The 23,528-nt window shown below is 51.6% G+C and carries 22 protein-coding genes, 1 pseudogene and 1 other annotated feature; of the genes and pseudogenes, 13 read left to right on the top strand and 10 right to left on the bottom strand.

Annotated features, from left to right (window positions below):
- Nucleotides 1-225: 225 nt before the first annotated feature.
- Together ACW14G_RS02785 and rnm are read right to left on the bottom strand one after the other, a co-directional pair.
- Nucleotides 226-846, bottom strand: coding sequence for an L-threonylcarbamoyladenylate synthase (locus ACW14G_RS02785; RefSeq protein WP_163448906.1), 621 nt, complete (start codon nt 844-846; stop codon nt 226-228).
- Nucleotides 843-1,724 carry an RNase RNM gene (gene rnm, locus ACW14G_RS02780; RefSeq protein ID WP_249021938.1) on the bottom strand — a complete coding sequence of 294 codons (882 nt, stop codon included), beginning with the start codon at nt 1,722-1,724 and terminating at the stop codon, nt 843-845. The genes ACW14G_RS02785 and rnm overlap by 4 nt, the downstream gene beginning before the upstream one ends.
- Before the next feature lie 165 nt (nt 1,725-1,889).
- Nucleotides 1,890-1,982, top strand: a sequence feature (Trp leader region).
- Nucleotides 1,983-2,016: 34 nt separating this feature from the next.
- Between rnm and ACW14G_RS02775 the strand changes: the two genes are divergently transcribed.
- From ACW14G_RS02775 to ACW14G_RS02750, 6 genes are all read left to right on the top strand, one after another.
- Nucleotides 2,017-3,579, top strand: a complete 1,563-nt coding sequence (locus ACW14G_RS02775) for an anthranilate synthase component 1 (RefSeq protein ID WP_249021939.1) — start codon at nt 2,017-2,019, stop codon at nt 3,577-3,579.
- Nucleotides 3,579-5,174, top strand: coding sequence for a bifunctional anthranilate synthase glutamate amidotransferase component TrpG/anthranilate phosphoribosyltransferase TrpD (gene trpD / locus ACW14G_RS02770; RefSeq protein WP_163448903.1), 1,596 nt, complete (start codon nt 3,579-3,581; stop codon nt 5,172-5,174). Before ACW14G_RS02775 ends, trpD begins: the two co-directional genes overlap by 1 nt.
- Nucleotides 5,175-5,177: 3 nt before the next feature.
- Entirely contained in the window at nt 5,178-6,536 is a 1,359-nt protein-coding gene (trpCF, locus tag ACW14G_RS02765; RefSeq protein WP_249021940.1) for a bifunctional indole-3-glycerol-phosphate synthase TrpC/phosphoribosylanthranilate isomerase TrpF, read from the top strand.
- A 9-nt stretch (nt 6,537-6,545) separates the two neighbouring features.
- Complete coding sequence (trpB, locus tag ACW14G_RS02760; RefSeq protein ID WP_163448901.1) at nt 6,546-7,739, top strand: tryptophan synthase subunit beta; 1,194 nt, start codon at nt 6,546-6,548, stop codon at nt 7,737-7,739.
- Nucleotides 7,739-8,548: a tryptophan synthase subunit alpha gene (gene trpA / locus ACW14G_RS02755; RefSeq protein ID WP_163448900.1), complete on the top strand. Its 810-nt coding sequence runs from the start codon at nt 7,739-7,741 to the stop codon at nt 8,546-8,548. The genes trpB and trpA overlap by 1 nt, the downstream gene beginning before the upstream one ends.
- Nucleotides 8,549-8,899: 351 nt before the next feature.
- A complete protein-coding gene (locus ACW14G_RS02750) occupies nt 8,900-9,535 on the top strand; it encodes a LysE family translocator (protein ID WP_163448899.1) in 636 nt (211 codons plus the stop codon).
- Nucleotides 9,536-9,552: 17 nt separating this feature from the next.
- Here the strand turns inward: ACW14G_RS02750 and ACW14G_RS02745 are convergent, their stop codons facing one another.
- Nucleotides 9,553-10,452, bottom strand: a complete 900-nt coding sequence (locus tag ACW14G_RS02745; RefSeq protein ID WP_419058779.1) for a LysR substrate-binding domain-containing protein — start codon at nt 10,450-10,452, stop codon at nt 9,553-9,555.
- Nucleotides 10,453-10,565: 113 nt separating this feature from the next.
- Between ACW14G_RS02745 and ACW14G_RS02740 the strand changes: the two genes are divergently transcribed.
- A complete protein-coding gene (locus tag ACW14G_RS02740; protein ID WP_249021942.1) occupies nt 10,566-12,053 on the top strand; it encodes a UbiD family decarboxylase in 1,488 nt (495 codons plus the stop codon).
- Between the two features lie 96 nt (nt 12,054-12,149).
- On the opposite strand, the gene ACW14G_RS02735 is transcribed toward ACW14G_RS02740, so the two are convergent.
- Nucleotides 12,150-14,789, bottom strand: coding sequence for an autotransporter outer membrane beta-barrel domain-containing protein (locus ACW14G_RS02735; RefSeq protein WP_419058780.1), 2,640 nt, complete (start codon nt 14,787-14,789; stop codon nt 12,150-12,152).
- Between the two features lie 30 nt (nt 14,790-14,819).
- On the bottom strand, nt 14,820-15,623 hold the full coding sequence (locus ACW14G_RS02730) for an EAL domain-containing protein (RefSeq protein ID WP_419058807.1): 804 nt from the start codon (nt 15,621-15,623) through the stop codon (nt 14,820-14,822).
- A gap of 315 nt (nt 15,624-15,938) precedes the next feature.
- Between ACW14G_RS02730 and ACW14G_RS02725 the strand changes: the two genes are divergently transcribed.
- Entirely contained in the window at nt 15,939-16,748 is an 810-nt protein-coding gene (locus ACW14G_RS02725; RefSeq protein ID WP_419058782.1) for a winged helix-turn-helix domain-containing protein, read from the top strand.
- Nucleotides 16,732-17,220 carry a hypothetical protein gene (locus tag ACW14G_RS02720; RefSeq protein WP_419058784.1) on the top strand — a complete coding sequence of 163 codons (489 nt, stop codon included), beginning with the start codon at nt 16,732-16,734 and terminating at the stop codon, nt 17,218-17,220. Before ACW14G_RS02725 ends, ACW14G_RS02720 begins: the two co-directional genes overlap by 17 nt.
- A gap of 191 nt (nt 17,221-17,411) precedes the next feature.
- Here ACW14G_RS02720 and ACW14G_RS02715 read toward each other — a convergent pair whose 3' ends face one another.
- Nucleotides 17,412-18,113 (bottom strand): hypothetical protein, encoded by a 702-nt coding sequence (locus ACW14G_RS02715; RefSeq protein ID WP_419058786.1) that lies wholly within the window; start codon nt 18,111-18,113, stop codon nt 17,412-17,414.
- A 228-nt stretch (nt 18,114-18,341) separates the two neighbouring features.
- Between ACW14G_RS02715 and ACW14G_RS02710 the strand changes: the two genes are divergently transcribed.
- Nucleotides 18,342-19,064 (top strand): winged helix-turn-helix domain-containing protein, encoded by a 723-nt coding sequence (locus tag ACW14G_RS02710; RefSeq protein WP_249021944.1) that lies wholly within the window; start codon nt 18,342-18,344, stop codon nt 19,062-19,064.
- On the top strand, nt 19,064-19,540 hold the full coding sequence (locus ACW14G_RS02705) for a hypothetical protein (protein WP_455648468.1): 477 nt from the start codon (nt 19,064-19,066) through the stop codon (nt 19,538-19,540). Before ACW14G_RS02710 ends, ACW14G_RS02705 begins: the two co-directional genes overlap by 1 nt.
- A gap of 212 nt (nt 19,541-19,752) precedes the next feature.
- Here ACW14G_RS02705 and ACW14G_RS02700 read toward each other — a convergent pair.
- The 4 genes and pseudogenes from ACW14G_RS02700 to ACW14G_RS02685 all read right to left on the bottom strand — a co-directional run.
- Nucleotides 19,753-19,881, bottom strand: a pseudogene (locus tag ACW14G_RS02700) (OmpW family outer membrane protein); the annotation flags it as partial.
- 176 nt (nt 19,882-20,057) lie between these two features.
- Nucleotides 20,058-20,576: a GNAT family N-acetyltransferase gene (locus ACW14G_RS02695; RefSeq protein ID WP_035897605.1), complete on the bottom strand. Its 519-nt coding sequence runs from the start codon at nt 20,574-20,576 to the stop codon at nt 20,058-20,060.
- A gap of 26 nt (nt 20,577-20,602) precedes the next feature.
- A complete protein-coding gene (locus tag ACW14G_RS02690; RefSeq protein ID WP_061067072.1) occupies nt 20,603-21,064 on the bottom strand; it encodes a GNAT family N-acetyltransferase in 462 nt (153 codons plus the stop codon).
- A 61-nt stretch (nt 21,065-21,125) separates the two neighbouring features.
- Nucleotides 21,126-21,728 (bottom strand): helix-turn-helix domain-containing protein, encoded by a 603-nt coding sequence (locus ACW14G_RS02685; RefSeq protein WP_048998203.1) that lies wholly within the window; start codon nt 21,726-21,728, stop codon nt 21,126-21,128.
- Between the two features lie 43 nt (nt 21,729-21,771).
- On the opposite strand from ACW14G_RS02685, the gene ACW14G_RS02680 reads away from it, so the two are divergent.
- A complete protein-coding gene (locus tag ACW14G_RS02680) occupies nt 21,772-22,467 on the top strand; it encodes a B3/B4 domain-containing protein (RefSeq protein ID WP_455648467.1) in 696 nt (231 codons plus the stop codon).
- 21 nt (nt 22,468-22,488) lie between these two features.
- Nucleotides 22,489-23,382 carry a dihydrodipicolinate synthase family protein gene (locus tag ACW14G_RS02675; RefSeq protein WP_455648466.1) on the top strand — a complete coding sequence of 298 codons (894 nt, stop codon included), beginning with the start codon at nt 22,489-22,491 and terminating at the stop codon, nt 23,380-23,382.
- Nucleotides 23,383-23,528 lie beyond the last annotated feature (146 nt).

Below are 23,528 nucleotides of genomic sequence, written 5' to 3'. Positions count from 1 at the left end.
CAGGCGTCTTGAGACTTCATTAGCAACGCGGGAGTATGCACCGGGCCGCATAAGCAGGCGGGCAGCGGCGCTTTAATGGCAACGAGGCTACCCACCCAAAATGGTGACCGCACATACTACACGAATTTTAGAAGAAATGGGCAGCTTGTTCCTGGCCTTTTATTGAGGAAGGGGCAAATCGGCGCATGACAGCAGAATAACCCGGCAACTGCCGGGTTCAGGACATCACAGGAACGGCTTCACGTCACCGACGCCTTCGCGCAGCACAACCGGCGAGTCTTCGGTCAGGTCAATCACCGTGGTCGGCTGCTGGCCCAGATAACCACCGTGGATGATCAAATCCACCTGCTTTTCCAGACGGTCTTTAATCTCTTCCGGGTCAGACTCGGTAAATTCACTGCCCGGCAGCATCAATGAGGTGGAGAGCATCGGCTCACCTAAGGTCTCGAGCAGCGCCTGGGCTATCGGGTTAGACGGCACGCGCATGCCAATCGTTTTACGTTTCTCTTGCAGCAGGCGACGCGGCACCTCTTTGGTCCCTTTCAGGATAAAGGTGTAGTTGCCCGGCGTGTTGTTTTTCATCAGACGAAACGCCACGTTGTCGACGTAGGAGTAAGTCGACAACTCGGACAAATCGCGGCACATCAGCGTGAAGTTGTGGCCGTCCGGCAGATGACGGATGCGGCAAATCCGCTCCATCGCGCCTTTGTCTTCAATTTTGCAGCCCAGCGCGTAGCCGGAATCGGTTGGGTAGACGATGACGCCGCCCTTACGCACAATATCAACCGCCTGATTAATCAGACGCGGCTGCGGGTTATCCGGATGGATATAAAAAAACTGACTCATGCTTCCCTCTCAGTTGTATTCTGCGGCTGCTCCCAGCGCTGCCAGACTCCCTCGACGCCTGCGGGTAACCACAGTTTTCGGCCCAGCTCAATCCACGGGCAGGGTTGATGGAAATCCGACCCTTGTGACGCCAGTAAACCGTATTCGCGGGCATAGGTGGCAAGCTGAGCGCGCTCGTGCGGCGCCTGCTGGCACTGGGCAACTTCCATCGCGTCGCCGCCGTGTTCACTAAAGTGTGCCAGCAATCTTTTCAGCCACTTGGCGGACAGATTGTACCGCCCCGGGTGAGCAATAACCGCTACCCCACCCGAATGATGAATGACATCAATAGCTTCCTTTATTGTACACCACTGCGGCGGAACGTAACCGGTTTTCCCACGCGCGAGATATTTTTTGAAGACATCGCCGATATTGCTGGCTTTACCCTGCTCGACCAGGAAACGGGCAAAGTGGCCGCGGGTCACCGCGCCGCCTTCAGCCATTTTCAGCGCGGCTTCCCAGGCGCCGGAAATATGCGCTTTCTCCAGGCGCTCGGCGATCATTTTTCCGCGCAGTTGGCGGCGATCGATCTGTGCATTTAAAAAAGCGGTAAGCGTCGGGTTGGCAATATCGATATTCAGCCCAACGATATGGATTTCATGATTTTCCCACAGCGTAGAAATTTCCACGCCGGTAATCAGCGTGAGCGGCAGCCCGGCGCGGGCAATTTCCGCCTGCGCGCGAGGGATGCCATCCACGGTGTCGTGATCGGTGATAGCGAGCGTCCCCACCCGCATCTCCCCGGCGCGGTGCACCAGTTCTTCCGGTGTCAGGCGGCCATCCGAGGCGATGGTGTGGCTGTGCAGATCGTAAATCACTGCGTAATTGGTATCGCTCAAAACGGCTTCCTTAATACGACTCAGCGTTGTTAGCGGCCTATCATAGCGGGATTACGGGAAATTCTGAAATCAGGGGTTGACTTTGCCCCTTCGAACTAGTTAACTAGTACGCAAGTTCACTTAGTAAGGTATCTGCAAATGACACGTAAAATGATTGCTCTGCACGGCGGTTGGTGGCGTACTTCCCGATAGGGCGGAGTCATCACGTCTGCGTTAAGCATACAGATACCCAGCCCGCCAATGAGCGGGCTTTTTATTAAGCAAAAAAGAGACAGAACAGGCGAGAACAACGATGCAAACACAAAAACCTATGCTCGAGCTTCTGACCAGCGACGCGATTTACCGTGAAAACCCCACCGCACTGTTCCACCAGCTGTGCGGCGCGCGTCCGGCGACGCTGCTGCTTGAATCAGCCGATATTGACAGTAAAAACGACTTAAAAAGCCTGCTGCTGGTCGATAGCGCGCTGCGCATCACCGCACTGGGCGATACCGTCACGCTGCAGGCGCTTTCCGATAACGGTGCCTCCCTGCTGCCGCTGCTCGATGCCGCACTGCCTGCAGGCGTCGAGAACATTCGCCAGCCGAACAGCCGCGTGCTGCGTTTCCCGTCGGTCAGCACGCTGCTGGATGAAGATGCCCGCCTGTGCTCGCTGTCGGTGTTTGACGCCTTCCGCCTGCTGCAAGAGCTGGTCGACGTTCCGCAGGACGAGCGTGAAGCGATGTTCTTCGGCGGCCTGTTCGCTTACGACCTGGTCGCCGGTTTTGAGGATTTACCGCAGCTTGAAAGCGACACGGCCTGCCCGGACTACTGCTTCTATCTGGCCGAAACGCTGCTGGTAATCGACCATCAGACTAAAAACACGCGCATTCAGGCGAGCCTGTTTACCCCGTCTGAAGCAGAGAAAGATCGCCTGCTGCAACGCATCGCGCAGGTACGCCAGCAACTCAATGAACCGCCGACAGCTCTGCCGGTACACACCATTAAAGAGATGCGCTGCGAAACCAATCAAAGCGACGAAGAGTACGGCGACGTGGTGCGCAAAATGCAAAAAGCCATTCGCGCCGGAGAAATTTTCCAGGTGGTGCCGTCTCGCCGCTTCTCGCTGCCGTGCCCTTCCCCGCTGGCAGCCTATGACGTGCTGAAAAAGAGCAACCCAAGCCCGTACATGTTCTTTATGCAGGATAACGACTTCACTCTGTTCGGAGCGTCGCCGGAAAGTTCGCTGAAGTACGATGCCACTAATCGTCAGATTGAGATCTACCCGATTGCCGGCACCCGCCCGCGCGGCCGCCGCGCCGACGGCTCGCTGGATCGTGACCTCGACAGCCGCATTGAGCTGGAGATGCGGACCGACCACAAAGAGCTGTCCGAGCATCTGATGCTGGTTGACCTCGCGCGTAACGATCTGGCCCGCATCTGTACGCCGGGCAGCCGCTACGTGGCCGATCTGACAAAAGTAGACCGTTACTCTTTCGTGATGCACCTCGTCTCGCGCGTAGTTGGCGAGCTGCGTCAGGACCTCGATGTACTGCACGCGTATCGCGCCTGCATGAATATGGGCACCCTCAGCGGCGCACCGAAAGTCCGTGCGATGCAGCTGATTGCCGCCGCCGAAGGTAAACGCCGCGGCAGCTACGGCGGCGCGGTGGGTTACTTTACCGCCCACGGTGACCTCGACACCTGCATCGTTATTCGTTCAGCGTTTGTTGAAAACGGGATCGCCACCGTACAGGCCGGAGCAGGCGTGGTGCTGGATTCTGTCCCGCAGTCTGAAGCCGATGAAACCCGTAATAAAGCGCGTGCAGTTCTGCGCGCCATCGCCACCGCCCATCATGCACAGGAGATTTTCTGATGGCTGACATTCTGCTGCTCGATAATATCGACTCCTTTACGTACAACCTGGCAGATCAGCTGCGCGCAAATGGGCACAACGTGGTGATTTACCGTAACCACGTTCCGGCACAAACCTTAATCGACCGCCTCGGCACCATGGACAACCCGGTGCTGATGCTCTCTCCCGGCCCGGGAGCCCCCTCTGAAGCGGGCTGCATGCCGGAGCTGCTGACGCGCATGCGCGGCAAGCTGCCCATTATCGGCATCTGTCTTGGCCATCAGGCAATTGTTGAAGCCTACGGCGGCTATGTCGGCCAGGCTGGCGAAATTCTGCATGGTAAAGCCTCCAGCATTGAACACGACGGTCAGGCGATGTTCGACGGCTTAAGCAACCCGCTGCCGGTCGCCCGCTACCACTCGCTGGTAGGCAGCAATATTCCGGCAGGCTTAACCATCAACGCCCACTTCAACGGTATGGTGATGGCGGTCCGGCACGATGCCGATCGCGTTTGCGGTTTCCAGTTCCATCCGGAATCGATCCTCACCACTCAGGGCGCACGCCTGCTGGAGCAAACCCTGGCATGGGCGCTGCAGAAGCTGGAGCAGAGCAACACACTCCAGCCGATTCTGGAAAAACTGTATCAGGCACAAACGCTGAGCCAGCAGGAAAGTCACGTGTTGTTCTCTGCCGTAGTACGCGGTGAAGTGAAGCCAGAGCAGCTGGCCGCCGCGCTGGTGAGCATGAAAATTCGTGGCGAAAGCCCGAACGAAATCGCCGGTGCCGCCACCGCGCTGCTGGAAAACGCCGCGCCGTTCCCACGTCCGGACTACCCGTTTGCCGATATCGTCGGCACCGGCGGCGACGGCAGCAACAGCATCAATATCTCCACTGCCAGCGCTTTTGTCGCCGCCGCATGTGGGCTAAAAGTCGCCAAGCACGGCAACCGCAGCGTCTCCAGCAAATCGGGCTCTTCCGATCTGCTGGCCGCCTTCGGCATCAATCTGGATATGAACGCCGACAAATCGCGTCAGGCGCTGGATGAACTCGGCGTGTGCTTCCTGTTCGCACCGAAATACCACACTGGTTTCCGCCATGCGATGCCGGTTCGCCAACAGCTGAAAACCCGCACCCTGTTCAACGTGCTGGGTCCGTTGATTAACCCGGCACACCCGCCGCTGGCGCTGATTGGCGTTTACAGCCCAGAACTGGTACTGCCGATCGCCGAAACCCTGCGCGTACTGGGTTATGAACGTGCGGCAGTGGTACACAGCGGCGGGATGGATGAAGTCTCGCTCCATGCGCCAACGGTGGTTGCCGAGCTGAATAACGGGGAGATTAAGAGCTACCAGCTTACTGCGGATGACTTCGGCCTCAAGCCTTACCATCAGGCCGAGCTGGCCGGCGGCACCCCGGAAGAAAACCGTGACATTCTGACGCGCTTACTACAAGGTAAAGGTGAAGCTGCGCATGAATCCGCTGTGGCGGTAAACGTCGCCATGTTGATGCGTCTTTACGGTCATGAAGACCTGAAGGCCAACGTCAAGCAAGTGCTGGATGTGCTGCACAGCGGCGCAGCCTACGACCGCGTCACCGCATTAGCGGCAAGAGGATAAAAAATGCAGACCGTATTAGCAAAAATCGTGGCCGATAAAGCGATTTGGGTAGCAGCCCGCAAACAACAACAACCGTTAGCGTCCTTCCAGAACGACGTGCAGCCAAGCCAGCGTAGTTTCTATGACGCGCTGCGCGGCACCCGCACCGCTTTTATTCTGGAATGTAAAAAAGCCTCGCCGTCGAAAGGGGTGATCCGCGATGATTTCGACCCGGCGCGTATTGCCAACGTGTACAAACACTACGCTTCGGCGATTTCGGTTTTAACTGACGAGAAGTATTTCCAGGGCAGCTTCGATTTCCTGCCAATCGTCAGCCAAATCGCGCCGCAGCCGATTCTGTGCAAAGACTTTATCATCGACGCTTACCAGATCTACCTGGCGCGCTTCCATCAGGCGGATGCCTGCCTGCTGATGCTCTCGGTGCTGGACGACGAGCAGTATCGCCAGCTTGCCGCCGTGGCGCACAGTCTGAATATGGGCGTGCTGACTGAAGTGAGCAACGAGGAAGAGCTGGAACGCGCCATTGCGCTGAAGGCCAAAGTCGTCGGCATTAATAACCGCGATCTGCGTGACCTCTCCATCGACCTCAACCGTACCCGCCAGCTGGCGCCGCGTCTGGGGCACGATGTGACGGTTATCAGCGAGTCCGGGATTAACACCAACGCGCAGGTTCGCGAGCTGGCGCACTTCGCCAACGGCTTTCTGATTGGTTCGGCGATGATGTCTCATGATGACCTCAATGCCGCCGTCCGCCGCGTGCTGCTGGGGGAAAATAAAGTCTGTGGGCTGACCCGCGCCCAGGATGCCCAGGCAGCCTATGAGGCCGGCGCGATTTACGGCGGGCTGATTTTCGTTCCCGCGTCGCCGCGTGCGGTCAGCGTGGAGCAGGCCCGTGAGGTGATGGCCGCCGCGCCGCTGAGCTACGTCGGCGTGTTTCGCAATACGCCGCAAGCCGAGGTGATCGCGCTTGCCACCTCGCTATCGCTGAGCGCGGTGCAACTGCACGGTGATGAAGACCAAACCTATATTGACGCTCTGCGTGCGCAATTGCCGGATGGCGTGCAAATCTGGAAAGCGCTGAGCGTGGCCGACACACTGCCGCCGCGCAATCTGAATCATGTCGACAAATATCTATTCGACAATGGTCAGGGCGGCACCGGTCAGCGTTTTGATTGGTCTCTGTTACAAGGTCAGGATCTCAGCAACGTGATGCTGGCCGGTGGGTTAAGCGCAGACAACTGCGTAGACGCAGCCAAAAGCGGCTGCGCCGGGCTGGATTTCAATTCAGGTGTCGAGTCAAAACCGGGTATTAAAGACGCCAGCAAACTGGCCTCGGTATTTCAGACGCTGCGCGCATATTAAGGAGCAATAATGAGTACTTTACTGAACCCCTATTTCGGCGAATTTGGCGGTATGTACGTTCCGCAGATTCTGATGCCGGCCCTGCGCCAGCTGGAAGAAGCGTTTGTTAGCGCGCAGAAAGATCCTGACTTCCAGGCCGAATTTACCGACCTGCTGAAAAACTATGCTGGCCGCCCAACGGCGCTCACTAAGTGCCGCAACCTGACGGCTGGCACCAAAACCACGCTGTACCTCAAGCGTGAAGACCTGCTCCACGGCGGCGCGCACAAAACCAACCAGGTGTTGGGCCAGGCGCTGCTGGCAAAACGAATGGGCAAAACCGAAATCATCGCCGAAACCGGCGCCGGTCAGCACGGCGTGGCTTCTGCGCTTGCCTGTGCCCTGCTCGGCCTGAAGTGCCGTATCTATATGGGCGCTAAAGATATCGAGCGTCAGTCACCGAACGTGTTCCGTATGCGCCTGATGGGCGCGGAAGTCATCGCGGTACACAGTGGTTCCGCGACCCTGAAAGATGCCTGTAACGAAGCGCTGCGCGACTGGTCTGGCAGCTACGAAACAGCGCACTACATGCTCGGTACCGCCGCGGGCCCACACCCATTCCCAACCATCGTGCGTGAGTTCCAACGCATGATCGGTGAAGAGACCAAAGTGCAGGTGCGTGAAAAAGAAGGTCGTCTGCCGGATGCGGTGATTGCCTGCGTTGGCGGCGGCTCCAACGCCATCGGTATGTTCGCCGACTTTATTGACGAGACCAGCGTCGGCCTGATTGGCGTAGAACCGGCCGGTCACGGTATCGAAACCGGCGAGCACGGCGCACCGCTGAAGCATGGCCGCGTGGGCATCTACTTCGGCATGAAATCACCGATGATGCAGACCGACGAAGGCCAGATTGAAGAATCTTACTCGATCTCTGCCGGTCTCGACTTCCCGTCCGTCGGCCCGCAGCACGCCTTCCTCAACAGCATTGGTCGCGCCGAGTACGTGTCGATTACCGATAATGAAGCGCTCGACGCCTTCAAAGAGCTGAGCCGTCACGAAGGGATTATCCCGGCGCTGGAGTCATCCCACGCCCTGGCCCACGCGCTGAAAATGATGCGCGAAAACCCGGAAAAAGAGCAGCTGCTGGTAGTGAACCTGTCCGGCCGCGGCGACAAAGACATCTTTACCGTACACGATATTCTGAAAGCGCGAGGGGAAATCTGATGGAACGCTACGACAACCTGTTTGCCCAACTGAAGGCCCGCAAGGAAGGCGCCTTTGTCCCCTTCGTGACCTTAGGTGACCCGAACCCGGAGCAGTCGCTAAAAATCATTGATGCGCTGATCGAAGGCGGTGCTGACGCCCTGGAGCTGGGCATTCCGTTCTCCGATCCGCTGGCTGACGGTCCAACCATCCAGAACGCGACCCTGCGCGCATTTGCTTCAGGGGTAACGCCAACCCAGTGTTTCGAAATGCTGGCGGCGATTCGCCAGAAATACCCAGCCATCCCTATCGGCTTGCTGATGTATGCAAACCTGGTATTCAACCGTGGTATCGATGAGTTCTACGCAGAATGCGCTCGCGTCGGCGTGGATTCAGTACTGGTTGCTGATGTGCCGGTGGAAGAGTCTGCACCGTTCCGTCAGGCGGCCCTGCGTCACAACGTCGCGCCAATTTTCATCTGCCCGCCAAATGCCGATGATGATTTACTGCGCCAGATTGCCGAACATGGCCGTGGTTACACTTATCTGCTTTCCCGCGCAGGCGTAACGGGCACCGAAACCCGCGCCGCCCTGCCGCTGCACCATCTGGTCGCGAAGCTGGCAGAGTACAACGCCGCACCGCCGCTGCAGGGCTTTGGGATTTCTGCGCCGGATCAGGTTGCGGCATCAATTGATGCCGGAGCCGCCGGGGCCATTTCCGGTTCGGCAATTGTGAAGATCATCGAACGCAACGTCGAGAATCCGCAGGCGATGCTCAATGAACTGAAAAGTTTTGTCCAAAGCATGAAAGCAGCGACAAAAGCAGCGTAACCTCTCAGGCCGCCCGGCATCCTCTGGGCGGCCTTCCAGCTTCCCCCTTTCCATGCTGGCCGACGCCATTCTGTCTGCACACAAAAAACAGGGTTGATATATTAAATGAGAAGCATTATCTTTCTCATTAACGAATAGTTGAGTTAAACACTCAGATATTCGGTACGACATTGCTCACATTGCTTCCAGTATTTTTGCCCGCATCCAATGCGGGCTTTTTTTTAGTCCGACCGCCGTGCCATACAGATATAAACGTACCTGCGACCTGAATGAATCCCCTACTAACAATTGCCTCGCGGAAAAAAACAGAATCGCATAGGATAAAAAAACATCGCCTCGCAGGAGTCCGTCATGTCAGAGTCCCATAACATTCTCGCTTTCGCGCTCGTCTCTCTTGGTATGGCGCTCACGCCAGGGCCCAATATGATCTATCTCATCTCTCGTTCCATCTCTCAGGGGCGAGCGGCCGGGCTGGTCTCTCTTGGTGGCGTGGCGCTTGGCTTTATCTTCTATATGGTCTGTGCCGCTTTCGGCCTGACCGCGCTGATGATGGCCGTTCCCTATGCCTACGACGCGCTGCGCATTGCTGGCGTGCTTTATCTGCTGTGGATGGCATGGCAGTCCGTGCGCCCCGGCGGGCGCTCGCCGTTTCAACTGAAGGAATTACCCCGACACAGCCCTCGCAAGCTGTTCCTGATGGGGTTTCTGACCAACCTGCTCAATCCTAAAATTGCCATCGTCTATCTGTCGCTGCTACCCCAGTTTATCAACCCGGCGCACGGCAGCGTACTGGGGCAATCGTTGTTGCTCGGCATGACGCAGATTGTGATCAGCGTTTCGATAAACGCCATGGTGGCAATCTCGGCAGGAACCATCGCGTTATTTCTGGTGCGCCGTCCGTCTTTTGGCATCATCCAGCGCTGGCTAATGGGGGGCGTTTTGACCGGGCTCGCGGTAAAGATTGCCTCCGAGCGCGGGCCATCATAACGCCCGGTGGAGCAGCATCACTCCACGCCCTTGCAGGGACGTTCAAGCGTTCGTAGAAATTTATTCAGGACCTCTGAGCGAATGATCCGATGACACACCAGGGTGAGTTCGCTCTCCTCCAGCCTGTCGATGATATCGACATAGACGACATTCTCCAGGCTGACCGCCCTCGCGGAAACGGGCAGCAACGCGATGCCGAAGCCGGCGGAAACCAGGCTAAGCACAGTGAGTACGTCGCTCGCATTCTGGATAACATGCGGCTGAAAACCCGCACTATGACAGGCATCATAGAGATATTGCTCCAGGCCTACCCCTTCGGGATCCCGCAAGGAAATCCACTTATCGTCTTTAACGGAAGCCAGCGTCAGCGCCGATGAGCCCGCCAGAGGATGCTGCTTGCCGATCGCCAACACCGTTTTTTCTGTCGTAAAAGCGCGGCGTTGCAGGTCTTCCGGCAGAACCGGAATCGGTGCGCGGATGATGGCCACATCCAGCTGGTTGCTCTGCACGGCGGTGTAGAGATTTTGCACATTGCCCGTCATCATTGAAATTGATATGGCTGGCCACTGCGCGTGCAGTTGGCGCAGACAGGCTGGCAGCTTGCTATCGAGCATCACACTCGACACGCAGCCCAGATTCAGTACCCCCTGCTCGCCTCTGGCCGTCTGCCTGGCATCAACAGCGGCCTGCTCGGCCATGGCGATGGCAATTCTGGCTTTCTTGAGAAATGCGGTGCCGGCAGGCGTCAACGTCAAACGGCGGTTTGCGCGACTAAACAGCGTGACCCCTAAACGCTCCTCCAGGGTTTTAATCTGCTGACTCAGTGCCGGTTGCGCCATATTTAGCCGCTCTGCGGCTCGATGCATGTGGAGTTCTTCAGCCACCACAATGAAATTGCGCATCAGTCGAAATTGCATCACTCACACCCAAAAATTGATAATAAAATTCATATCAAAATAGCATAAATGATGCAATTGATGATCTGTTTCGTTCGAATAAAAATGGAGGTATTGATTAGCAGGAGCAAAACATGAAAAACCAGATTAACGATCTCAGAAGCGCTATCGCATTACTCCAGCGCCACGAGGGCCAGTATATTGAAACCGATCATCCCGTTGATCCCAATGCAGAACTGGCAGGTGTTTACCGTCATATCGGTGCAGGCGGTACGGTAAAACGACCGACCCGCATTGGCCCTGCCATGATGTTCAATAACATTAAAGGCTACCCAAGCTCCCGAATTCTTGTCGGTATGCATGCCAGCCGGGAAAGAGCCGCGCGACTGTTAGGCTGTGAACCCGCAAAGCTCGCGCAGCACGTCGGCCAGGCGGTCAAAGCGCCGATTGCCCCCATCGTCGTTCCGGCCTCGCAGGCGCCCTGCCAGGAACAGGTGTTTTACGCAGACGATCCTGACTTCGATCTGCGTAAACTTCTCCCGGCCCCGACCAACACCCCCATTGATGCAGGCCCGTTCTTCTGTCTTGGGCTGGTGCTGGCAAGCGATCCTGAAGATGCTTCACTGACCGACGTGACCATCCACCGCCTTTGCGTACAGGAGCGCGACGAGCTATCGATGTTTCTTGCTGCCGGTCGCCATATTGAAGTGTTCCGTCAAAAAGCAGAAGCAGCGGGCAAACCGCTACCAGTGACCATCAATATGGGTCTGGATCCGGCTATCTATATTGGCGCGTGTTTTGAAGCCCCTACCACACCGTTTGGTTACAACGAGCTGGGCGTCGCTGGCGCATTACGCCAGCAGCCGGTGGAGCTGGTACAAGGCGTGGCGGTCCAGGAAAAGGCGATTGCCCGCGCGGAGATCATTATTGAAGGCGAGCTGCTGCCCGGCGTTCGTGTCAGAGAAGATCAGCATACCGATAGCGGACACGCTATGCCGGAGTTCCCCGGCTACTGTGGCGAAGCCAACCCCTCGTTACCCGTTATTAAAGTGAAAGCGGTCACCATGCGTCACCAGGCGATTTTACAAACGCTAGTGGGGCCGGGTGAAGAGCACACCACGCTTGCCGGGCTGCCAACGGAAGCCAGCATTCGCAACGCCGTTGAAGAGGCGATTCCCGGTTTTCTGCAAAATGTGTACGCGCATACCGCCGGTGGCGGTAAATTCCTCGGTATTTTGCAGGTGAAAAAACGCCAACCGTCAGATGAAGGACGTCAGGGCCAGGCGGCACTCATTGCGTTAGCCACCTATTCCGAGCTTAAGAACATTATTCTCGTCGATGAAGACGTCGATATTTTCGACAGCGATGACATTCTCTGGGCCATGACCACCCGAATGCAGGGTGATGTCAGCATCACCAATCTGCCGGGACTTCGCGGTCATCAGTTGGATCCGTCTCAAGCGCCGGATTACAGTCACTCCATCCGCGCCAACGGCATCACCTGTAAGACCATATTTGACTGCACCGTTCCATGGGCGCTGAAGTCCCGGTTTGAACGCGCACCGTTTATGGATGTTGATCCCACACCCTGGGCACCTGATCTGTTCACTAAACAGCGGTGACTGCCGCGATGAAGTTTTAGCGTGAAAAAAACTGGCCATATACTGGCCAGTTTTACCAAAGCGCGCGTCACGCTCTATTTCAGAAGCGACAACCGATCAGAAACTGACGCGGATACCCGCCACGCCCTGAATGGGTTCTTCAACATGACTACCCTGACGATAACTGACCTCACCGTACAGCGTTGTCCCTCTCGAGAGTTGCGCGGCTAGACCCGCTGAGTATTTGCCGGATGTTCCATTCAGGTTGTTATCAAAACGGTTGATGCTATTAATCGTGGTGGTATTCGATTTGGCGAATTCCTGCTCCACGCTGGCACTGATATAAGGTGCGAATTGTGTTGAGCCAAAAGCAAACTGGGTTCCCAGACGAGCCCCCGCCTCCGCCGTCAAAGAGCGCGCTTTGCCCGTCTCAGCCATCATGCCGTTAGACAGCGTGACGTTTGCATTGTTGATCTGTGTAGCAGTACTGCGAACAAAGGGTTCAATGGTCAATATATCCATTGGTTTAAAGGTATAGCCGCCTTCCAACGAAGTACTGATTCCATACTGGTGCCAATTACCGCTGGTTGCACCACCGTTAGTCATCCGGGCATTCAGGTTGCTTTCCAGACGGTTAGCTTTCACGACACCATCCACATAGAAGCCACTGTTATCATACCAGGTGGCATAAGCGCCGAGGCCGTAGCTGTCCATTTTACTCTTGCCGCCTCTGGCGTGATTCACCCGGTTATCTGACAGCGTCATGTAGCCACCGGTGACCAGATTGCCACGTGCGAACCCGGTAGTGATGTCAGCTCCCAGCTCAAAACCGTTCTGATGAAGTTTGTATGCCGCATCATTGCTGTTATTAATTGCGCTCTTATTACCAAGATAGTGGCCCCAGACGTTGGCCTCGCCATGTTTCAGTGCGCTATTCTGACTCATTCGGTATACACGCAGGCTCTCCAGTTCGGAGCGGATGACATTCAAGCCAGCGGTAGCCATGCTAAGAACCGCATCTGTCGCTGGGGTGGTCTGCGGAACCTCCCCATTGCCATTGCCATTGCCATTGCCGCTGCCGTTCCCGTTTTCGTTCCCATTTCCGTTTTCGTTGCCGTTTTCATTCCCATCACCATCACCGTCCCCCTTCGCCGGTACAGCCAGATACCAGACATTCCCCGCAAGGCCATCTTTGTCCTGTTCACTATGTAACGTATACATGTAAGTACCGCCATCGACAGCCCGAATGATTCGGCCATCAGCCTGAACAAGACTGAACTGTGCATCACCATTTTTTTCGTGAATAAGATTAACCGTCAGGTCCTTGTGGGAAGCGACCTCCCTTCCTGAGTCTACAACTGCAATCCCAAAGTTACCGGTGCCCTGTTCTATCGTGACGAAATTACCGTTAGCCTCAGCAACCGAGATATTAAAATAGAAATTACCGGTGCCGGATAACTCACCGATACTCAGACCAGCAAATTCACCATGACTATCGCGCAGGAAAGAAACCAGCCCTTCGTCCATAACGAGTTTGTCTACCCGAGCCACAGTTTGCATACGGGATTGCGGAGAAAGATCGGTAATAGAAAGCGTCGCACCTTGCAGCGTCACATCTGTCGCGTGAGCTCCCGCCTCCATCAGCATCTCACTATAACCACTGACAAACGTCTCACCGCTAGCCAACGAACCGGTTAACAAAGAGAACTGCCCACCCCTGACCTCGGTATGATGAGATTCACCGCCGCCATAGACAATAATATTGCCATCATGGATTTTTGTTCCATTCGCAATACCTCCGTCATGAATATATTGCCACGCTGTCGCCGCATACAAAGTGGTACCGTTAGCGGTACCACCATTGACATGCTGTTCTGAATTGCCATTAAGCGTTGTATCGTTGGCGACTCCACCCTCAGAGATATATTGCCGTGCATAACTATTTTTATCCCCATACTCAGAGGGAAAAATCGATTGTAGACCAGACAGTATTGTATTATTGGCTACACCACCATCATTTACATATTGCTCTGAGTATTCATACAGCATTGTATCATTGACTACACCACCAAAATTGACATTTTGACGAGCATAATTAGGTGGACTCCAGGCCAGCCCCCCATCATTTTGATACCATATATTCTGATAACCGCTCAACTCTGTAAAATTAGCCACGCCACCTTCATTCACATTCTGATTAGCATGAGCATAATCATCCCAGCTATAATTATTTGGAATTATGTTAATGACAGTATGATTAGCCTCGCCGCCATTTACGTTTTGCTCACCGCCTCGACTTATACTGGTGTAATTCGCCTCGCCATTTTCTTTTATATTTTGAGTGCCAGTAAGCCCAATATGCGTTTGATTAGAAACACCTTCCCCCTCTACATTTTGAACACCGAAAGAATAATCATTAATTTGTGTGCCATTAGCCACGCCGCCTTTATAAATATTTTGGCTGCTACCAACTCGCGGTTGCATAGGATCTTCAAGAGATGAAGGTGCCAATACTGTATCGTTTGCGACCCCACCTATATTAACATTCTGAACACCACCAGAAATCGGATCGCTGTAAACAATAGTGCCATTAGCAATGCCTCCATTATTTACATTCTGAATTTCATTTACACCAACAACAAATTCATTCGTCTCATCACCATAATTGACTTCAAATGAGGCTATAACAGGTTGTGATGTTCCATATATGGCTAAAGACACCATTAAAGCTAATGGCGTGATTTTAATATTTTTCATAATTATCCCCAACGGTATATTTATAGCAATTCACTTCAAAAAGTTATTTAAAAAGTCGTGCATAGTAATCGCTCTGGAAAAATGATAGCCCTGGAAGTTTTCAATTCCCTTGTCCTGCAAAAGGGTCAACTGCTCATGAGTTTCAACTCCTTCGGCAATAACCTGCATTTGTAATTGGTGAGAAATCGTCTTGATGGCATCAATCACTGATGAATACACGAGTTTTCCATCACTGATCACCGTTAAACTCTTATCTATCTTCAGCATACAGAAACCGACATGCTCAACATATTTAAGGCATGAACTCCCACTACCAAAATCATCTATTGCAAACCGAATGCCTTTTTGAACAAGTTCATCCATTGTATCCAGGGCAAATTCATCAAATTCCACGGTACCTCGTTCAATGATCTCCAGAACAAGGCCTGCGCGTCCTTTAAAATGTTCACTAAAGTGGTGTATGGCTCTGACCACTTTGGCGACATTCAGTTGTTTTGCGCAAATGTTAAACGAGAAATAGAACCCTTCAGGTAGGCTCGCCATATGTCCCGTAAAATATACCTTTACCTTTTCCATCAATTCGCAGGTCACGTCATTAATGACTTTCGATGTCTCAAGCTCCTTCAGATATTTTCCGGGGAGATGATAAACACCGTCTTTTTTCACTCGCAGAAGAACTTCACACCCCACCAGCTCATGGTTCCGATAAATGGGTTGTATAAAAGGGACAAACTCACAGTTAAGAAGCTCTCTTTCCAGACGCATTTTCTTCACTCGGGAAAGCATGCGGCAAACCAGCGATTCAGCTTTTTGTAGTACCTTTGTTTTCATCATCACCGGTTTACTCCTCTTGTCCGCGGACGATTCATCGGGCTTCATCCAGCCAAGCCTCTCTCTTCGTCGTTCAGAAACAGGCCTCTGGATTTGGGGTGAGAACAATCCTAGCCACCCGCCACAAAATCAGCAATTTGTATTGACAATTATCTGTTTTTCAATTTTTTATTCTCAAATACAAGAAAAATACAAACCAATAAACCTAATAAGTTGTGAGATCGGCCTTGTATGACATAATGGATGAGACTTAAAGAGTGGAGATATCTACCCGTTTTATACCTGCCGGTATCTTTCCCTTGTGATGCATGGAGAAGCATGATGGTGTACCAGATTGGCTCAGTCGTTATGTATCGAACCGATGATGGTGCAATGTGGCTCATCAAGGATGAATCAACCATCATCACGTTAACAGTGACGATGAACAGGTTGCTTTCGTACCTCCTTGCACGCCGAGGTCAGGTTATTTCTCGTGATGAAATACTGGAGAATGTCTGGGACTCTTATGGCCTGCGTTCCTCAAACAACACCCTGAATAAATATGTTTCTGAGATAAGAAAGCAGTTCGTTGCTTTTGGTCTGGAAGATGAGTGCATCATCACCGTTCCAAGAATTGGATTCATGTTCAGCAGTGATATTGATGTGCAAACAACGCAGGACCTTATTCCTGTCGCATCAGAAAGTCCCGTAACACTTGCTGATGTTGCAACTACAGCAATCGCGAACCATAAAAAAATCAATTACGTGTATTCTGCATTAGTCATTATATTATCTCTTGCGGTTGTGTTAACCAGTACACTAATATATAAAAATACATCAACATCAGGCACCAGCAAAAATCACAGCGAGTTAAAAACATATTTTTTATTTGACTTCAAAGGTTGTTCCGTTTATACCACTCAAAAAAATTCAGCCGCGCTAACTGAGCTTAAAAAAGAGGTATTCATAAAAAAAGTTGAAAGAGAAAAAATATCATGCCTACCCGGGACAACATTCTTATACCAGGCGTCAGAGTCCTATCTTTATGGTAAAACGGGCCGAATTTTCATTAATCGCTGTACGACAAACAATACTGGCTTTATTTCATGTTTGAATTATTACTGGAGTGGTTATGAACAAGAAAAATAATCCGGTAATGTATTTCACCATTTTCGTCGCCGCTGCGTCGTTGTTGTTTTCCGGATATTTACTGTTTGTGCGTCAGTCGAGCAATAGCATGAGTATCTACTGCTCAACGATATTACAATTGGCACATAAAGACCCTGATCTCTCTGCCACCCTTGATCTCACATTCCGACTGCAACGAAACCATACCGGCCAAGTGGCTCTTAGCGGGAACATTCAAAAGGACGGCAGCTCTCAAGTCATATCACGCAGCATGTTATTCGACTACGAAATTGAAAACCCGGATGAAGTCTCATTCAAAAACATGCGATATGCCAAAAACCTGAAAGATACGGCAAGTGATGAGGATTTTAAGATGAATTTCTTCTATGTTCCTGAGGGGCAAAAAAGAACAATAAAAATACATGCCATTCAGAACGCGTATCTTATTGAAAATGTCCACTCCCCTGTTTTTCTATGCGTTAATAAACGTTAATGCTTACTAAGGATCGCGGAATTGACTTTTTTTTATTACAACACGCTCTTCGAAAATGCCTTCAAAAGTAGTGATTCATTGCAACAATACAGAATTTAGGCTCATGCGCTAAAGATGGCACAACTTGTGTCCATTACATTTGTACAATGTGAAAACCCACCGAAGTGGGTTTGTATCGACCTGATGTTGCTTTACCAGGTACTTAACTGCTTCCTTACGGACACCCTGACCTGATTGTTGATCTTCGCAAGCACAAAACTGGGATGATACTCGTACTTAAAAAACTGAAGTACCTGAAGACGACTGCGCATATTTAGCATCTTAGCCAATCGATCGACTCGTTGATAAAACAACTTGGGACGTACACCAATTTCATTTGCTGCATCAATCATAGATTCTTTAAGCAACAGTCCGTAAACCGTCGTTTTTTCTCGGTGTGAGAAATGCTCCATATTCCTATGCGCTAACAGAATATCCATAACCGTTTCGTAGTCAACACCAGGACAGTGGCGGATTGCTTCGTAATATCTGGACAATGGCCATTTACTTTCTATTGTGATGAGAGGCAACAATGCCCGAGAATGCACGCCGGCATCGCCAATAAACATAAATCGTGTGCTATAAACATTCCGCCTGACGCAGTGAATAATATCCTTTATAGAATAAAACGAAGTAACATCAATAATGCAGGTTCGATGAGAAAATCTGTTTTGCTGATACAAATATTCCAGGGCGAACCGCATGTAGTTATTGCTGGTCTCAATGCTATAAGTCACTATCATGCCCCACTTAAACAGGAAGATACGACCGCCTCTTCCTGTTTTCCATTCCTGACTAGAACTAACGTGAATACCCGCCACGCCCTGCACCGGCTCTTCCACATAGCTCGGCAACGTAATCCCGGGCAACAAGATACCTCCCCCTTGATGGACTCAGTATTCAGAATATTCCCTAGCTGAACAATATTATAATCCACTGTCACGCTAATTTATTGGAAGGAATACTGCGTAAAGCATGAAATATAGATTTATATACTATACAATTGAATCGGTATGACATACCTGAACAGGAAGAAAAGAAAGATCTATCATGTAAAGATGCTCAATTAAAGGAGACGAGCGATGTTGTATACCTTTGATGAAAGGGTGATCTATGATTCCGTGAACGGCACATTGCGCCATACCAATAGTAAAGCGGACGAGACGACACAACTGACGATTATCGCCAGTAAAATTCTGCACCACCTGGTGCTACACCACGGCGAATTGGTAACCCGAGATACGTTGTTCACTGAAGTGTGGGAAAAAGCAGGGATCGTATCCTCTTCCAATACTTTAAATCAGTACATCAGTCAGCTGCGAAAAACCTTAGCCGGGTATCTCGGTGAAGGGGACATTATTGTCACTGTACCGCGGGCAGGATATTATCTGAGCAAAGACATCGATGTATCGACGCAGATTCGCCATCAGCGAAACCTGCTGCCTCATATGTTAAAATACGCTATGGCCGTGATGACTCTGGTTGTTATTTTCCTGGGTTCGTTTTTATATACAGATCAACCCAAAAAAATCACTCCACGAAAAATTGGTGAGTTGAAGGGATGTCCTGTTTATGATATTTCCGGGGTAAAGAGTGATGTTACAGATGCATCCATTTTTGCTGTTGCGAAAGAAGCGCTGGAAAAAAACAATCAAATTTGTACTGCAACCACTGCTTTCTATATTTACGCCCAGGAAACGCTACACTTACATAAACCAGCTAAGATATTATTCAGTCGGTGTATTGAATGGAGCGACAGCCGAAACACTTGTCAAAATATTTACTATTTTTCCTGGATACGTTAATGAAAAATTTCACTATTTTATTTATTTCCGCGGGCGCGTTACTGGCAATATTTTTAGTTCTCGGATATTGGCATTTTCAACATAACCTCAGTTTTACTTGTTCGTCTTCAACTGCGTCTTTTTCAACGAATGAAGGAAATAGTCCTTTTTTAAATTTCACTCAAAATGTAACGTTCTCCCTGAAGGGAGAGGCATTAGTCAATATATCGGGTGAAATCCATAATGAAGATAATATATATACGATCAACCGAACCATCATTTATGACTATGTACGCATTGGCAGTGCTGACTATAAGTTACATGCTATAAGTGTTACCCCAACCGGTACCGATGATGTTCCTGCCGAACTCACCCGGAAATATCTGGGTCAAATACAGCCTGGTTCATATCGAGTTGTAAACATTCGGCAGCTCCCCTCAGGGGACATGGTCATTTCCAATACCTCAGGGCCTTACATTGTCTGTGCTGTGCATTAGCACCTTTGGGCTATGCAGGCAGCGGTGGCCTTTGCCAGCGCTTCTGGTTTTCTGGTGCAGAACACGGCGACTATCAGGCAATTCAACTTCGGGGATCTCTGCGCCTGCACGAACCCGGTTTTCGGGTGTAGCCATGACAGATCGTCACCACGATTCACGCGGGAAAGGATGGGAAAAAACTGGCCATATAATGGCCAGTTTTGCGGGAGAAATCAGAAGCGATAACCAGCCGAGAACATAAACACCCACGGATCCAGTCTGGTACTGACGCTCTGGTTCACGCCGTTAGCTTTAAACTTCACGTTGGTGTCGATATCCATATACCAGACCGACACGACCAAATGAACGTTCTATCTATATGTTTTGCAAAGCTAAATCGTCCATTTTCACTTTCAAAGTGGGTTCATTTCTTGAGATTTTAACTATCTGATTTTCATAGAGATAAAAATAGTTTTGCAGAACGGTTTTCGTGTGACAACGTCCGCTTTGTGCCAAAAGCGGACGTCAAAATGTGTGTTCAGCTAGCGTAAGTTGAGCGTTTCATAATGATATCTCTCTGCGGGTCTGACCCAACCTGAAAGATATGCTCACCCACCTCGGTAAACCCAAGCTTACGGTAAAAAGAGATGGCCCTTGGGTTATGTTCCCAGACACCTAACCAGACAGGATCCGATCCCTTTGCCTCAAATTCAGCAAAGCACTTTTGCATCAGTGCCTGTGCAAATCCTTTACCATGGTAGGGCTCATCGACATACAGACACAGAATTTCTCCGGCATGGATGCTATTGACACAGGGAGGAAACTCTTCCCACCTTAGTTGAGCGTACCCAATCAGTTTGCTCTCGTATTCGCAGACTAATGTAATCCAGTCTTGTCTGAGGATTTCTTTCAACTGGATATTAGTTGAATAGCTTGCATGGCAGTGAAGATCCATATCCTCCTGAGTATTACCATCCTGGAAAGTCTTTCTGAAGGTTCGCTCGGCTAAAATAGCCAGCTCTTCTGCATCAGAGGAACTGGCCCTACGGATTAACATTTATCATTACTCTCTGAAAAGTATTCTTATTTTTGTCCGGCATTACGATAAATCTCGGGCCGATTGATCTGCCAGACAAAATCTTTCCGGTTCAATGGGTTATAACCCAGTTTTTGGTATAGCCAGGGCGCGCTGTCAGTGACCAACATTATCCGTCGCAGGCGTGACATCAACGGATGGGCGTGACAGCATTCGATCAGCCAGCGGCCGAGACCACTTTTCTGATAATCGTTTAATACGTAGACGTCACACAAATAACCAAAAGTGGCATAGTCTGTGACAAGGCGGGCGAAGCCGATTTGTCTTGTTCCATCCAGAAGCGCAAAACAAAGGCTGTTCTGGATTGATATTCTGACCGTTTCGGCATCAATGCCTGGAGCCCAGGACGATTGCGAGAGGTAATCGTGAATGGCTTCCAGTTGAAAAAAAGCGGGATCGGTTGTGACAGTAAACTGGCTTTTGGCAAAACTCAGATGTTGATTATCCACTGAACCACTCCATGCAAACTTACCTGTGATAAAACAAGCCCTATTGCTTGCCGGGCGACAATCAGGATGTTTTCTCATGTACTGTCATGATGAACACCAATGGTCCCTCCTCCTGGTTTTCATAGAAATGAGGAACATCCGTTCTGGCTGTTGCTGAACAGCCGGTTTTTACCTGATACAGGTGGTCCTTCACACCCAGCGTGAGCGTGCCTGTCTGAACATAAAACAGCTCAAGCGTCCCTTCCGTGTGGCCGGGCGAAGCAAACTTTTCCCCCGGTTGCATTTCCCACATCCAGAGCTCGGTCATATCAGGGCCGCCCGAACCAGCGAGCAACCTTGCTCTCCCTCCTTTTTCACCAGCCCACAATTCTGGGATCTCATCTTCAGCAATGAGATGCACGGTCGGTTTGGAACTGACATCCACAAAATCGGCTACCGAAACCCCCATCGCGGCAGCCAGGCGGCATAACAGGGCTATGCTGGGATTTGCCCGGCATCCCTCAATCTCAACCAGCGCGCCCTTGCTGACGCCCGCCCGGCGGGAGAGTTCATCGAGCGATATTTTCTTTTGCTTACGATACAGCTTAATCCGCTGAGATACGGCTTCATTTACGGTGCTGACGATAGAATCTGCATCGGTCATTAAATTGACTTTCTTGGTCATCGGTCATTATCATGGGATAAATTGGTCATTACAGGATTATCACGTGTTAACAGTCTCTCCGTCAATTGCCCCTGAAATTTATCGCATTGCGCCTGGTTTTCGGGCACTCAGTGTCTACGTAAAAGCTGCACCAGTGCTTAACTCCGATATCGGAGAAACAGCGCTGCGAGAAGCCTGTGAAGCGGTTCTGGCCGGTGAGCCTGAGTGGGCGGAAGCGCATCTGACCGCATGGGCAGAGGTTTTTCAAAAGTTTGGTGCTAAACCTAAACGTACCCCTTGCTCAGCGGATGCGTTACGCAAGCGCGTATTACGTGACGGAACGATGCCAGCACTTGATCCCATCGTTGATCTTTATAATGCCGTTAGTCTCCGCTACGCCGTTCCGGTGGGTGGAGAGAATATCGCTGCCTATCAGGGTTCACCATGTCTGGCTGTGGCAAAAGGAACAGAGCCTTTTGACACAGTCAAAGAGGGGGAAAAGGCCGTTGAATATCCTTCACAAGGCGAGATCATCTGGTGTGATGATATCGGCGTGACCTGCCGTCGCTGGAACTGGCGACAGGGGATCAGAACCCGCTTAGGTGTGGAAGCTCAGCAAATGTGGTTTATTCTGGAAAGCCTGCCGCAGATGCCGCTGGAGAGACTTCACGAAGCCGGGAAGATGCTGACCGACGGCCTGGAAAAAATGATGCCCGGTCTGTGGTTTGAGGTTGCTCTCATCGAAGAACAACAGCAGTAATATCATTCAGGAGAAACTTTTATGTTTACAGGTTTGTCGGCGTTTCCATTAACCCCACTCACCGCCAGCGGCGTGGATGAAAAGGGTTTCAGCCATATTCTTTCCCGCCTGACAGAAGCTCGGGTTGATTCTATGGGCATCCTGGGGTCAACCGGAAGCTACGCCTATCTGACCCGGGAGCAGCGAAAGCGCGTAGCAACGCTGGCAAAACAGCATGCCGGGGATATCCCAATGATGGTATGTGTGGGAGCGGTCAGTACCGATGCTATCCTGCATCTGGCAGATGACGCGCAGGCAGCCGGCGCGAATGCTCTGTTACTCCCGGCGGTCAGCTACCAGCCACTCCGTGACGAAGAAGTATTCTCACTCTTTGAGACCGTTACCCGGCACGTGTCTGTACCGGTGTGTATCTATGATAATCCGGGCACTACGCATTTTACCTTTAAGGATGAACTCCACGGTCGTCTCTCATCACTTGAGGGGATTCGCTCGGTCAAGATCCCTGGCGTACCGGATAGCCCCGCTGCAGCGACTGAGCGGGTGAATGCGTTACGTCAACATCTGCGCCCTGGTGTAACAATCGGTATCAGTGGCGACGCTTATGTGGGGCTGGGATTAAACGCTGGTTGTGAAGTCTGGTACTCCGTGTGTGGCGGTCTGTTCCCTGAGATGGCGAAACAAATTACTGAAGCCGCGGCGGTAAAGGATCATCAACGCGTTACTGCCCTGACAGCCCACCTTGAACCTTTGTGGGCGCTGTTCCGTAAATATGGTGGAAGTCTTCGTGTTATTGCCACAGCTGCTGGTGTGCTTGGGCTAACCGACATGGATTGCCTGCCTCGTCCTTTGCAGCCGTTGTCAGCAGGCGATATCGCGGATATTGCCCATGTGATAAGTATGCTGGAGCTGAAGTAATCTCCCCGCAGGACCGGCAGTCTGTCGGTCTTTCTGAAACCTGGCTGGATATCAATCATCATCGCATGTTTGAAGCTATATCTTTAGGTCCGCTCATCGCTCAAAGCCGACATTCAGACCTGTTCGCATCATGGCTGAGGAAGTAT

The organism is Kluyvera sp. (assembly GCF_965301105.1).
This window is presented reverse-complemented; position numbering and strand designations above follow the sequence as displayed.